General features: G+C 69.8%; 12 protein-coding genes. 4 read left to right on the plus strand and 8 right to left on the minus strand.

The window, feature by feature from the left end; genetic code table 11:
* Nucleotides 1–11 precede the first annotated feature (11 nt).
* The 5 genes from ACYVF7_RS56205 to ACYVF7_RS56225 are packed head-to-tail and all read right to left on the minus strand — an operon-like array spanning nt 12 to nt 4,984.
* Nucleotides 12–1,196: an ABC transporter permease gene (locus tag ACYVF7_RS56205; protein ID WP_460356363.1), complete on the minus strand. Its 1,185-nt coding sequence runs from the start codon at nt 1,194–1,196 to the stop codon at nt 12–14.
* Entirely contained in the window at nt 1,193–1,864 is a 672-nt protein-coding gene (locus ACYVF7_RS56210) for an ABC transporter ATP-binding protein (protein WP_460356366.1), read from the minus strand. Before ACYVF7_RS56210 ends, ACYVF7_RS56205 begins: the two co-directional genes overlap by 4 nt.
* Nucleotides 1,861–2,985: a peptidoglycan-binding protein gene (locus ACYVF7_RS56215; RefSeq protein ID WP_460356367.1), complete on the minus strand. Its 1,125-nt coding sequence runs from the start codon at nt 2,983–2,985 to the stop codon at nt 1,861–1,863. The genes ACYVF7_RS56210 and ACYVF7_RS56215 overlap by 4 nt, the downstream gene beginning before the upstream one ends.
* A gap of 2 nt (nt 2,986–2,987) precedes the next feature.
* The gene (locus ACYVF7_RS56220) at nt 2,988–3,515 is read right to left on the minus strand and encodes a hypothetical protein (RefSeq protein ID WP_460356369.1); all 528 of its coding nucleotides are present in this window, start codon (nt 3,513–3,515) and stop codon (nt 2,988–2,990) included.
* A 35-nt stretch (nt 3,516–3,550) separates the two neighbouring features.
* Nucleotides 3,551–4,984: a sensor histidine kinase gene (locus tag ACYVF7_RS56225; protein ID WP_460356371.1), complete on the minus strand. Its 1,434-nt coding sequence runs from the start codon at nt 4,982–4,984 to the stop codon at nt 3,551–3,553.
* Between the two features lie 78 nt (nt 4,985–5,062).
* Here ACYVF7_RS56225 and ACYVF7_RS56230 point away from each other — a divergent pair, with 78 nt between their 5' ends.
* Nucleotides 5,063–5,755 (plus strand): response regulator transcription factor, encoded by a 693-nt coding sequence (locus tag ACYVF7_RS56230; RefSeq protein ID WP_460356373.1) that lies wholly within the window; start codon nt 5,063–5,065, stop codon nt 5,753–5,755.
* Here the strand turns inward: ACYVF7_RS56230 and ACYVF7_RS56235 are convergent.
* Nucleotides 5,731–7,179 carry a hypothetical protein gene (locus tag ACYVF7_RS56235; RefSeq protein ID WP_460356374.1) on the minus strand — a complete coding sequence of 483 codons (1,449 nt, stop codon included), beginning with the start codon at nt 7,177–7,179 and terminating at the stop codon, nt 5,731–5,733. The two genes, ACYVF7_RS56230 and ACYVF7_RS56235, sit on opposite strands and share 25 nt — an antisense overlap.
* Nucleotides 7,180–7,696: 517 nt before the next feature.
* Here ACYVF7_RS56235 and ACYVF7_RS56240 point away from each other — a divergent pair.
* Both ACYVF7_RS56240 and ACYVF7_RS56245 read left to right on the plus strand, forming a co-directional pair.
* Nucleotides 7,697–8,428 (plus strand): S1 family peptidase, encoded by a 732-nt coding sequence (locus tag ACYVF7_RS56240; RefSeq protein ID WP_460356376.1) that lies wholly within the window; start codon nt 7,697–7,699, stop codon nt 8,426–8,428.
* Between the two features lie 476 nt (nt 8,429–8,904).
* Nucleotides 8,905–10,305, plus strand: coding sequence for a cytochrome P450 family protein (locus tag ACYVF7_RS56245; protein ID WP_460356379.1), 1,401 nt, complete (start codon nt 8,905–8,907; stop codon nt 10,303–10,305).
* A 46-nt stretch (nt 10,306–10,351) separates the two neighbouring features.
* Here the strand turns inward: ACYVF7_RS56245 and ACYVF7_RS56250 are convergent, their stop codons facing one another.
* Both ACYVF7_RS56250 and ACYVF7_RS56255 read right to left on the minus strand, forming a co-directional pair.
* Entirely contained in the window at nt 10,352–10,849 is a 498-nt protein-coding gene (locus ACYVF7_RS56250; protein ID WP_460356381.1) for a helix-turn-helix transcriptional regulator, read from the minus strand.
* Between the two features lie 39 nt (nt 10,850–10,888).
* Nucleotides 10,889–11,503, minus strand: coding sequence for a glyoxalase (locus tag ACYVF7_RS56255; RefSeq protein ID WP_460356384.1), 615 nt, complete (start codon nt 11,501–11,503; stop codon nt 10,889–10,891).
* A 380-nt stretch (nt 11,504–11,883) separates the two neighbouring features.
* Between ACYVF7_RS56255 and ACYVF7_RS56260 the strand changes: the two genes are divergently transcribed.
* Nucleotides 11,884–13,164 (plus strand): cytochrome P450, encoded by a 1,281-nt coding sequence (locus tag ACYVF7_RS56260; protein ID WP_460356386.1) that lies wholly within the window; start codon nt 11,884–11,886, stop codon nt 13,162–13,164.
* Nucleotide 13,165 lies beyond the last annotated feature (1 nt).

Below are 13,165 nucleotides of genomic sequence, written 5' to 3' on the forward strand. Positions count from 1 at the left end.
CGTGGCCGGGGTCATCTGGCCAGGGCCTGGGTGGGGGAAAGGCGCGCAGCCCGGGCGGCCGGGTACAGGCCGGCGATGGTGCCGATGAGGATGGTGCCGGCCAGGCCGAGGGGCAGGGCCGTGGCCGGGATGACGGCCTCCCAGTGTTCGTACCGGGCATAGCCGACGGTGACGAGGGTGCCGAGGGCGCAGCCGGCGAGACCGCCGAGAAGCGCGAGGGCGAGGGATTCGCCGATGAACTGGCCGGCGATGTGCCGTCGGGTCGCCCCGAGGGCGCGGCGCAGGCCGATCTCACTGCGGCGTTCGAGCACCGAGATGACCATGACGTTGGCGATGCCGATCGCGCCGACCAGGACGGCGACGGCGCCGAGGCCGAGGAAGAGGCCGTTGAAGGTCTTTTTGGCGGCGAGCCGGGCGCTGAGCGCGGCCGAGGGCTGGCCGGCGCTGACCAGGTCGGGGTGGGCGGGATTGGTGGCGGCGGCGAGGGTCCTGGCGGCCCCTCCGACGTGTTCGGGGTCAGTGCGCAGGTAGATGGTGGAGGCCGAGCCGTCGATGCGGAAGGCCCGCTCGGCTTCGGCGAAGCCGATGAGGGCGGAGCGGTCGATGTCGGGGGCCAGTTCGATGGGGGCGAGGATGCCGACGACCGTGAAGGTCTTGCCGCCGAGCCAGACCGCGGTGTCGGGGCGCAGGGCGGTGATGCCGAGGCGCTGGGCGGCCACCGCGCCGAGGACGGTGACGGGGTAGTTGCCGGTGGCGGCGTTGAGGAAGACGCCCTGGGCGACGTGGCCGCGCAGGACGGAGGGCAGGTTGGGACGGGCCGCCTTGATGCCGATGCCGCCGGTGATGATGGAGCCGATGTGCTTGTTGCGCAGGACGGTGCCGGATACCGGGGCGATGCCGGACACCTGCTGGACGTACGGGGCGTTGGTGAGGGTCTGTTCGGCGGACAGCGGGAGGGTGGACTGGTCGCCGGTGAGGCTCTTGCCGGGCTGGACGGTAAGCAGGTTGGTGCCGAGCCGGTCGAGCTCGCGCTGAAGGCCGGCCGCGCTGGACTGGGAGATGCCCAGGACGCAGACGATGGCGGCGATGCCGATCGCGATGCCGAGGACGGAGAGGGCGGCCCGGAGTTTTCGGGCGCCGATGCCGAGGAGCGAGACGCGGACCAGATCGGCGGCGGCGAGGCGGCTGGATCTCATGTCGGCTCCGGGTGGATGCGGCCGTCGCGGATGTGGATCTCACGGTCCATGGCGGCGGCGACGTTGGGGTCGTGGGTGATGACGATGAGAGTGGTGCCGTCGTCGTGCAGCTCGCTGAGGAGTTTGAGGACGGCGGCGCCGTTGGCGGTGTCGAGGGCGCCGGTGGGCTCGTCGGCCAGCACGAGGGCGGGCCGGCCGACGAGGGCGCGGGCGATGGCGACACGTTGGCGTTCGCCGCCGGACAGCTGGGCCGGGCGGTGCCCGAGCCGGTCGCCGAGGCCCACCCGGTCCAGGACCTCGGCGGCCCGACGGCGGCGTTCGCGCAGGGGGATGGCGGTGTAGAGGAGGCCGTCGGCGACGTTGTCCAGCGCGGTGCGGTGGTCGAGCAGGAAGAACTGCTGGAAGACGAAGCCGATGGTGGCGGCGCGCAGCCCGGCGAGCCGCCGGTCGGTCAACGCGGCGGTGTCCTGGCCGCCCACGACGAGCGTGCCGGAGGTCGGGCGGTCGAGGATGCCGATGAGGTTGAGCAGTGTGGACTTGCCGGAGCCGGACGGGCCGAGGATCGCCACCTGCTCGTCGCGTTCGATGGTCAGGTCGATGCCGTGCAGGACCTCGACCGGCCCCGGATAGGTCTTGCGTACGTCGTGGAGCTCGATGACCGGACTCACTGCGGGATCGCCACCCGGAGGCCCTCGGTGATGCCTGGGCCGGAGATCTCCACCTGGCCGGTGCCCGCGCCGTTGGTGGCGAACATTCCGGTCTTGACCGCGACTCGCTGTATGGTTCCGCCGTTGGTGACGTCCACGGCGTACCCGCCGGTGGAGAGGGTGACGAGGGCGGTGACCGGTACGGCGAGGACGTTCTTGGCGCGCCCGCGGGTGAAGTCGACGGTGACCGGGGCCTGGTCCAGGCCGCCGGTGGCCTTGGGTCCGGTGAGCCGTACGGTCACCGCGATGGTGGCGTCGCCGCCGGAGTTCGAGCCCGAGTTGCCGTTGTCGTTGCCGCCGTTCTGCGCGCCGGAGGAACCGCTGCTGCTGGTGGCGGTGGTGCTGACCTGGGTGATGACGCCGGGCGTACTGCTGCCGTCGGGCAGTTCGACGGTGACCTTGTCCCCGGCGTGCGCGAGGTCGCTGTCCGCGGGCAGGTGCACGGTGGCGATGCGGGTGGTGCCGGTGACGTCGATGAGCTGGGCGCCCGCCGCGATCCGGTCACCGGGCTTGGCGTGCTGGGTGCCGATCCGGACCGCGCCCGGCAGGAACACCAGGTCGGCCAGGGTGACCTGGCCGGTCCTGGTCTGCCCGTGCGCCTTCTGCCAGCGCATGACGGCGGCCTGGGTCGCGACGGAGAAGTGATCGTCGATGGTCATGTCGTGGTACGGGTCGTACCCGAGGGTGCGCAGGTTGTTCTCCAGCTGCTTGACGTCCTTGCCGCCGGAGACGCCGACGGCGAGGGTGCGCGACAGCGGCACGGTGCCGTAGAAGAGCCGGACCGGGTGCAGGCCGACGCCGTACAGCTTCTGATCACGGGTGACGGTGGTGCCTTCGGCGGGCTCGGCGGTGAGGACGCCGGACGCCGACGACTGGAGGGTGCGGGCCCCGTCGAAGCCGAGCGTGCCCTGCTCCTGGTCGGTCTCGACGAGGTCCGTACGGGTGACCACGGCGGTCGTGGTGCCCGCGGACGGTCTGGGGGCGGCGGTCGCGGTGGGCTTGCCGGCGGCCGCCCACAGACCGCCGCCGACCAGCAGGGCGATGCCGCCGACGGCACTGAGCGAAATTCCGAGGCGCCTCATGGCTACCGCCCGTTCGGCTTGGGCCGGGGCGTGACGCCGCAGGCTCGCATCGCCCTGTCGACGGCTTCCCTGTTCAGGTTCTTACCGACGTCGAACTTCGCCCCTCCGCCCGAGGGCGCCGGGGACGGGTCGGGGAAGTTCGGCACGCCGTGCTGCCGGACGCAGGCGGCCATCTTGAGCGCCTTGTCGTAGTTCGCGCTGGAGTCCTTGTTCTCGTGAGTGAAGACGCCGTCCAGGTACTTGCCGCAGATCTTCACGACCTTCTGGACGATCGGGCTCTGCTTCGTGAGGCCGGGCGGTGGGCTGATGTCGATGTCGCCGTCGGCGTTCACCTTGGGGTCGGCGACGTTGGGGATGCCGTTCTTGCGGGCGCAGTCGACGAACTGGCGGGCCTTGGCCTCCTTGGCGGCCGTGCCGAGCGTCGGCGAGCTGGACACCGCCGGCCTGGAGCCGCTGGAGCCGCCCGAGCCGCAGGCGGTGGCACCGCCGGTCACCAGGACGGCGGCGGTGGCGAGATACAGGATTCGCATGCCGGTGAGCCTCGGGTGCGGGGCTCGGGACGGGCTCAGCTTCCGGTCAGAATCCGGTCAGACTCCTGAACGGTCGGCAGCTCGATCCGGAACGTCGCGCCCTCCCCGGGCGCACTGGTGACCTGGACCGTGCCGCCGTGGGCTGCCACGATCGAGGCGACGATCGCCAGACCCAGCCCGGAACCGTCGCCGTAGAAGCGGTCGAAGACGTGCGCGGCACGCTCGGCGTCCATGCCCGGCCCTTCGTCCGCCACCTCGAGGACGCCCGGCGCGGCGGTGACCGTGATCGGCGTGCCCGGCGGGGTGTGCCGGCAGGCGTTGGACAGCAGGTTCGCGGCGACCTGCCGGAGCCGGTTCTCCTCGCCGCGGACGTACAGGCCCGCGGTGGCCTCCAGCTCGATGGTCCGGTCCGGAGCCGCGAGCCGGGCGTCGTCCACCGCGTCGGCGGCGATCGTCGCGAGATCGACCCGCGTCGGGCGCAGCGGGCGGCCCTCGTCCAGCTCGGCGAGCAACAGCAGTTCCTCCACCAGCCCGGTCATCCGGGCCGCCTCGGCCTCGATCCGGCTCATCGCCCGGGCCAGGTCCTCCGGCCTGTCCTGGGCCCCGCTGCGGAACAGCTCGGCGTACCCGCGGATGGAGGTGAGCGGCGTGGACAGTTCGTGCGAGGCGTCGCCGAGGAGCCGCCGCATCCGCTGCTCGGACTCCACGAGCCGGTCGACGTACCGCTGGATCTGGCCGAGCATGGCGTTCAGCGCCAACCCGACCCGGCCCACCTCGGTCCTGGGGTTCTTGTCGGGCACCCGCCGGGTGAGGTCGCCGCCGGAGATTGCGTCGGCGGTGGCCGCGATCCGGGCGAGCGGGCGCGCGGTGACCCGCGCCATGACCAGCGCGAGCCCGGCTCCGATCACCACGATGATCACGCCGAGGACGAGCTCGATGACGGTCAGCTCTCGTAGGACCCCGTCGACCGGGGCTGTCGGGATCGCCAGGGTCACCAGCACCGGGGTGTCACCCTCGTCCATGGTCGCCGTCAGCGCCCGGTAGTCGCCCTGGCCCGTCGAGGCGGGGACTGGCTCATTCGGGGCGGCGGGCCGCCCGGGTGAGAAGTCCGGCCGAGACCCCATCCTCATCTTGGCGGCGAACTGGCGGTCGAGCAGGGTGCCGTTCTGGCTGCGAACCTCGATGACCAGACCCGGCGGGAAGACCGCCACGTCGGAGCCCCGCGGGACCTGCAGGATGTCGGCATCCGCCTTCTGGGGAAGCGCGAGGTCGAAGAGCCGGTCCAGATCGTGCTGGTCCTTGTCGGTGGCGAGGACCTGCCGTACGGTGCCCGCCACCGCCACCAGCTGCTGGTCGAGCTGCCTCTCCAGGTCGCCCGTCATCAGCCTGTTGATGCCCACGCCGAAGGCGGCGAGGCCGAGGACGAGCAGGCCGACGAGTCCGGCGAGGATGCGCAACCGTAGCGACATGCCCCCATGGTCGCCTCACCGGCTCATAAATCAGTCAGAAAAGGTGCGACGGCCCCGTGATCGGGTCACCATGGCCGGGTGGTGACATCTCCGGCGCGGCTACTCGTGGTGGACGACGAGGAGAACATTCGCGACCTGGTCGCGACCAGTCTGCGCTACCAGGGCTACGAGGTGGCCACGGCGGCCGACGGCCGGTCGGCGCTGGCACGGGCGGAGGCGTTCCGCCCCGACCTCATCGTGCTGGACGTCTCGCTGCCCGACATCGACGGCTTCCGGGTGTGCGACCGGCTGCAGGGCCTCGGGCAGGCACCGCCGATCATCTTCCTGACCGCACGCCGCACGCTGGAGGACAAGCTCACGGGCCTGTCCTCCGGCGGCGACGACTACATCACCAAGCCGTTCAGCCTGCAGGAACTGCACGCCCGGGTACGGGTGGTGCTGCGCCGTACCCGGGCCGCGCCGGACGCACTCCGCCGACTGCGGGTCGGCGACCTGGAGCTGGACGTCGATACCTGTACGGTGCGCCGCGCGGGCGACCAGGTCACCCTCACCCCAACCGAGTTCAAGTTGCTGCGCTGCCTGATGGAGCACGCGGGCCAGGTGCTGTCCAAGGATCAGCTGCTCGACCTGGTCTGGAACTACGACTTCGACGGCAACGCACAGGTCGTCGAGACGTACGTCTACTACCTCCGCAAGAAGCTCGACCGGACCGGCCCACCGATGATCCACACGGTCCGCGGCTTCGGCTACGCGCTGCGCGCCGGGTCATGAGAACGTCTCACGCGACCTCCGGTTGTCCAGGAATGCCTGCATCTTTCGCTGTAGTTCGCCGTTGGGCTCGGCTGCCGCGGCAGCGCTGACCCAGTCCCGGCCGGCTGCCGGCCCTCTGCCGGCCAGGTCGTCAATATCTGAAGAGCACGGCGCCGTATCCGGACCACTCGATTGGACAGGGAGATCCGAAGCAGTTCGAGACCGATCCCGGGATGATCGTCCAGGCCGTTGATGATGGCCTCCAGCGCACGGTCGGGTGCGTGTTCGGGTCCAAAACCTTGGCTGTCGGCGGGGCCACTGGCGAGCGTGTCGAGTGGGAGCACTCGCATGGCCAGCGTGATCACGGAAGTGATGGTCTCGCTGTCGGAGTGGTTGACCGCCCATTGCCAGGCATAGGCGTTGAACGGTTCTCGTTCCAGATGGTGGAGCGCTTGGGGAAGCACCGGCATGTCAAGACGGCCCGCACAGGACAGCGCGACGTTGAAGCCGTACGGGCCGGTGCCGCACGGATCGCTCAGGTGCGTGAGCACCAACTCCCGCCAGGCAGGTCTGGCCAGTAGCGCCTCGTAGCGACAGGCCAGACGTTCGGGCTCGCCCTCGGGCCAGGCGACGTCCCTGTCAGACCTCAACGCACACCGTCTGACGGTGAGCAGGTGATCCAGCATGCCCAGCGTCGGCTCGGCTGTGCTGACGAGTTCGGCGTAGCGGTGCAGGGCGGGCACGCCGTCGTCGTAGTCGGTCATGTCCTTGGCCGGGCCGCCAAGGGCAAGCGCGGCGAGAATGCCACCGGCGCCTTCGAGCAGGGCCTTGTCCACATCGGGTCCGAGGAGGGCGGTGTAGAGATCCCCGGTTGTCGCGGCGAGATGAGCGAGGTACTCGTTCATGACGTCGTTGCGGAATCCCTCGCGGAGCAGCCATGCCTTGATCTCAGGATCGTCGCTGCCCTCCAGGCGTTCCACCGCGTGAATCCGCCCCCAGCCCTTCACCCGCCGCGCCAGCTCGTAGGTGGCGCGCTGCCGGTCGGGTTGGGTCTTCATGAGGGCCACCACGGCATACAGGGTGAGCTCTTCGAGCGCGCCGAGCAGAAGCAGCAGCTCGCGGTCGCGTTCGTCCCCGCATTCCCCCAGCACCACGATGCCCAGCTTGACGGTGTTGCGTGCCGAACCGTACTCGGTCAGATGACGCGCCACCCCATGCAGAGGTTCATGGGGCAGATTTCGTGCTCGAAGCTCCCTGACCAGGTCGTCCGCGAGGTCGACCGCGGACTGTCGGGCGAGGACCTCATGCAGCCGGGCCAGGGATGCGGGACCGGGTGACGCGGACACGATCGCTTCGAGGAGATCGACCACTTCCCTGGCCGCCGCTGGTTCTGACGCGATGCCGAAATGGTGGGTCCGGACGCCATCGAGCACCACGCTCGTCATGAGGGGTCCGTCGTCGCCGCTGTCGCGAGGCGGTTCGTCGGGGAGTGGATAGCCGCCATCGGGCCAGGGGCCAGGGCCGTGAAGTGCATTCAGAGCAAGAGCGTGGGCCAGGAAAGTAGTCCGGTCATCAACGGGACCACAGTCCAGCTCCCACTCGCCGGGCTTCACCGGCTGGGGCGCAGGACGCCCTTTCCGTAGAAGATCATGTACCGATCTTGGCACCCGCCGAGCAGAACCGCAAAAGGCATCGGGCGCGGAGCATCGTGCACGTGGCCACCATGTCGTTCCGATCGGATGCCGTACGTGTCCGCAGCAGGCGCCAACGGCGGCGGCCGGTATCGCCGGAGTCGGTTGCCTGCTCGGTGGGGTGCCGCAGGCGCATCCGGCGGTGGCGGTCTTGCCGAGGGTGTCGGCGCCGGCCGGTGGAGGGCGAACTACGCGTAATCGGAACTTTTTGGTCTGACGGCGTATTTACACCACCGGTAAGGCCATGCCCCGAGAAGAGGAGCTGTTCCGGATGGCGCGTCGCGTTCGTGTGCTGTTGGTGTCCGCGTTGTTGCTGGTGACGGGCTCGGTGCTGGTGTCCGGGCCGGCCTCGGCTGTCATCGGCGGGTCGAAGAGCACTTACGGCCCATGGGCGGTACGCATGCTCATCGACGGCAAATCGGTGTGCACTGGGACGGCGGTCACGAAGCAGTGGATCATCAGCGCCTCGCACTGCTTCTTCGAGCAGGCGCAGGCGGTCGCCGACAAGCGGATCTCGTTCCGGGTCGGCAACCTCGACATGCGTAAGGGCACCACTGTCCGCCCGGTGGGCAAGCGGGCGGGGAACGCGCGCGCCGACATGATGCTCATCAAGGTCTCGCCGATGAAGATCCGCCCGGCGCGCCTGGCCAAGGCCCACGTCCACCCCGGTGAGATCGTGCGGCAGTACGGGTGGGGCGCCACCTGCACCAAGGATGAGAACACCTGCCAGTCGCCCGTGCTCAAGCAGTCGACGCTGCGGGTCGTACGGTCGGACGCCCGCCGCTGCGAGGGCTACGCCGAACCGGGCGGCACGGACTTCTGCCTGGAGAAGGTGTCCGGGATTCCCGCCGGCGGCGACTCTGGAGCCCCGGTGATGAGCATCGGCGCACACGGCAAGGAGACCCTGCTCGGCGTCTTCTACGGCTCCGACCGGGAGAAGATGGCCGGGGCCGGGGAGATCGCCCAGCAGCTCGCCTGGATCCACAAGGTCACGAAACGATAGGGCAGAGCGCACCCCCTGAGGCCGGTCTCCGCGCGGGGACCGGCCTCAGCGCATGGTCGTCCCGATCGCGTGCCCGCCCGGTCGAACACGCTGATATTCCTGTTCAAAGGCGTTTATTCGATATTTCAGACAGCCACCGCGGCGAAGTCGGCGTCCGCGGAGACGGCCACGAAACGCCGGCGACCCTTGGCCGCCCCGTCGGACGATATTCTCAACCGCACCTGACCCGCGCCGTTATCACAGGTCCGCACATTTCACCGGCTGTTCTATGGAATCAGCCGACGTGCGCAGCGCCCCCGACGTGAGCCCTGGCACTTACGTGCCAATTTGCGACGACAAGATCGCCGAGTGTAGCGTTGCCGAATTCGGTCGCGCGGCCGGTGATCAAGATGGATCGCCGACCCCGGCACGAAGCATCGGGCGCCCACCTCGCTGTTGTTCGGCTACCCCCTCGCCGACACTCGTCAGGAGCGCATATGACCTTGCCCGATTCCAATCCGGCCCTATCATCAGACGGCTCGAAAAACGATGAGCGTCTTGCGCTGTACGGCCCGGAGTTCGCCGCCGATCCCGAAAGCGTGTACCGCAGGCTCCGTGCGTACGGCCCCATCGCCCCGGTCGAACTGGACCCGGGCGTACCAGGAATGCTCGTCACGGATTACGACGTCGCACTTGAAATCTATCGCGACCAGGCGAGATTTCCCCGCGACGCCCGCCGCTGGCAAGAGGGAATTCCGCCCGAATGCCCGATTCTGCCGATCATGGCGTACCGGCCGACGTGCAACCTGACCGACGACCCCCTCCGATTCCGGCTGCGCAACGCCGTGACCGACGTCTTGGACCGGGTCGACCCGACTGCGCTGCGCACCTTCGTCGAGCGCAGCGCGGACCGGCTCATCGGCCGGATGCGGCTCCGGGGTGAGGCGGACCTCCGCACCGAGTACTCCCTCATTCTGCCGCTGCTGGTGTTCAACGAACTGTTCGGCTGCCCGGCCGAGCTCGGCGACCGGATGGTCGATGCCATTCAGGAGGTCCTCAAGTGGGAGAACTCCGAAGAGGCGAACATGACGCTCGCCATGTGCGTCCTGGAGCTCATGGCGCTCAAGCGCGAGCACCCCGGCCAGGACATGACGACGGGGCTGATGGACCACCCGGCCGAGCTCACGGATGAGGAGGTCGCGCACCAGATCGTGATGCTCGTCGGCGCGGGCAGCGAACTCGTGCAGAACCTGATCATCAACACGACGCGGTTGCTGCTGTCCGACGAGCGGTTCGCGGGTGATCTGTCCAGCGGGAGTCTGCTCGTCGAGGACGCCCTCGAGGAGGTCCTGTGGACGGACCCGCCGCTCGCCAACTTCGGAGCCACCTACCCGGTCGAGTCGTTCGACTTCCACGGCGTGCGACTGCCGGCCGACCAGCCGGTCATCATCAGCTTCGCGGCGGCCAACAACGACCCGTCGACCCGGGCCGAGGACCGGGTGGGCAACCGCGCCCACCTGGCGTGGGGCATCGGGCCGCACGTCTGCCCGGCTCAGGGGCAGGCGCGCATCATCGCGACGGTCGCCATCGAGAAGCTCCTCGATGGGTTGCCGGACATGGAGTTGGCCGTCCCCGCCGAGGAGCTCACGTGGCGACCCGGTTGGATCCAGCGCGCCCTGTCCTCACTGCCCGTACGCTTCTCGGCCCCGCCCGAACCCGCGCAGGCTCCGCCGGGAGCGCCGTACCCGGTGCCCGTACCGGGTGGCGACTACGCCCCGCCGACTCCGACCGCCCCCTCCGCTGCCCAGGGGGCACCGGCACTCCGGTCATCGACGCCCCAGGCGCCGGCCCGCTGGTGGCGCCGCCTGGCGAACTGGTGGAACGGTAACGCGGGCTGACACCGTCGGCAGGAGAGCGCGCAGCGCGGGCCGCACCGGCCTGTGTCTACTCGTCCAGCAGCGTTGCCAGGGCCTTCGCGACCCGCCGCTGCGGCTCTCCGGCTCGTACTTCTCTACCCTCTGCCGGTCCGGTCGCCTGCTTCGCCACACGCGACGGCGTTCCCGCCGCGGCGCCCGCCGCCCGGCGTCGGTAGACGCTGGGCCGCATGCCCACCAGCTCGGTGAAGCGGGTGCTGAAGGTGCCCGGCGACGAGCAGCCGACCGCGAAACAGACCTCGGCGACACTGAGGTCACCGCGATGGAGCAGCGCCATCGCGCGCTCGACCCGCCGCGTCATCAGATAGGCGTACGGCGCTTCACCGTAGGCGAGCCGGAACTGGCGGCTGAGGTGCCCGGCCGACATGTTCACGCCGCGTGCCAGCGCCTCCACATCCAGCGGCCGCGCGTACTCCCGGTCGATCCGGTCCCGGACCCGGCGCAGCCGCGCGAGGTCGCGCAAGCGCTGCGCTTGGGTGAGTGCGCGCGCCCACGAGGGGTGACACAAGGGAGAGCTCCTTTCATCGATGTCCGCGCGCGCCTCAGCTCACCGCGATGCCGCCTCCCACGCGAACCCGTCCGGGTCGGTGAACGGGCCGGCGCCGCCGCCGATCGTGATCCGGTGCGATCCGGTGCCGTCGGGAGAGACGCCGGCGTCCTTGGCAAGGGCTCGGCGCCCGTAGAGCGCCAGCTTGACGGCGCTCGAGTCGGTGGCGAACTGGACGTACTTGCGGCCGAAGCTCTTCGCCACGGTGAGGCCGTGATCAACGTAGAACCGCTTGCTCGCGGCCACGTCCTCGGCTCCCAGCAGGAGCACGATCTCGTCGATCTGCCGGGTGGCCGGGCCGGTGTCCTTCTTCGCCGAGGTCGCGACCTTCCAGATCGTCCCGTCCGGGGCCTGCACGACGCCGCCGTAGCCCCACAGCGACTTCGTGACCGGCTTCACCGACGAGGCGCCGGCCTCGAGTGCGGCGTCGATGAGGCTGTTGACGTTGGCCGGCTGGGAGACCGTGAGCGACAGCGTGAACCCGCGGAAGCCGGTCGTCGGCGCCTCCGAGGCCCGCAGGCGTATCTGAGTGTCCAAGCCGAAGGCCTCGGTGTAGAAACGGTCGGCGGCGGTGGGGTCTGCCACCTCAAGGGTGACGGATTCGATGGAGATCATGCCGATCAGGTTAGGAACGGCACGGTGACCCGCGCTTCTCGATTCCTGACCGGTCTGGGCACCGGTCGCGCCGCGCACGCCGCCGACCATCTCCACGCGGACCAGGCCGCGCTCGTCCGCCGACTCCACTACCTCAGATCTACCGGGAAATCTGAAGAGCCTTGATCCAAAACCCGAGGGGTGGTCTACCCTCTCCGGAGACCGCCAGAGCGTTAGCCAGGCGCTCAGCGAGGTGCCGTGGGAGGACGTACCGGTGCGGAACAACAGTGATCACTCAGGCGGCCGTCGAGGTGGTGGTACGGCCTGACCGCGCCGCCCATGAAATCCTCCCGGCATCGAGCGCCGGGTGATCCTGATCGCAGTCTCCTGGAAAGCAGGCCATGTCTCCACTGGACCCGACCGCCGACGCGACGATCCGGCCCCTGGGCCCTCCGTCCCCGGCTCACCCGGACGCCGTTCCCCTGTACGGATCGAGTTACGAGCGGGAAGATCCCGCCCGGATGTACGGGGAGCTGAGGAAGGATCACGGGGCGGTCGTGCCCGTGCTGCTCGTGGGTGACATCCCCGCCTGGCTGGTGATCGGGTACCGCGAGCTCCACCACGTCGTCGGCGACTCGAAGCTGTTCGCCCGTGACTCCCGCTACTGGAACCAGTGGGATCGGGTCCCGCCCGACTGGCCGCTGATCGCGTTCGTCGGCTACCAGCCCTCCATCCTGTTCACCGCGGGGGCCGAGCATCGGCGGCGCAGCGGGGCGATCAGCGACGCCCTGGCGGAGGTCGACCAGTTCGAGTTGCGGGCCCAGTGCGAACGGTTCGCCGACGAGCTGATCGACGATTTCGCCGGCAACGGCGAGGCGGAACTGCTGACGCAGTACGCGTACGCGATGCCGGTGCTGGCCGTCGCGGGGATCATGGGCATCCCCTCGGGCCAGATCCAGGCCGTCGCCCGGGACGTCGTCACGGCGCTGGACGGCGGGGAGGGCTCCCTCGAGGCCTTCGGGCGGGTCGCCGCCGCGATGTCCCAGCTCGTGCAGGCCAAACGCCTCGAGCCCGGCCCCGACGCCGCCTCGCGCATGGTGGCCCACCCGGCGGGCCTCACCGATGAGGAACTCGCTCAGGACCTGATCATCATGATGACGGCGGGACAGGAGACCACGTCCAACTGGATCGGCAACACCCTCCGCCTGATGCTGATCGACGACCGGTTCTCCCTGACCCTGGCGGGCGGTCGCCAGAGCGTGGGCCAGGCGATGAACGAGGTGCTGTGGGACGAATCGCCCGCGCAGGGCACCGTGGGCCGCTGGGCCACCCGTGACACCCACCTGGGCGGACGGCACATCAAGGCCGGTGACCTGCTCGTCGTCGGGCTGGCCGGAGGAAACGCCGATCCGCAGGTACGGTCCGGGCTCCACGTCGGCGCAGGGGGCAACCACGCCCATCTGTCCTTCTCCCACGGCGACCACGGGTGCCCCTACCCGGCTCCGGAGATCGCCGAGGTCATCGCCGAGACCACCGTCGAGGTGCTGCTGGACCGCCTTCCGGACGTGAGGTTGGCGCTCCCGCCGAACGAGCTCCAATGGCGGTCGTCCTTCCAGGTCCGTGGCCTCACGGCGCTGCCGGTGGAGTTCTCCCCGACGCCCCCCGCCGGCGCTTCCCGATAGG

The organism is Actinoallomurus acanthiterrae (assembly GCF_054775715.1).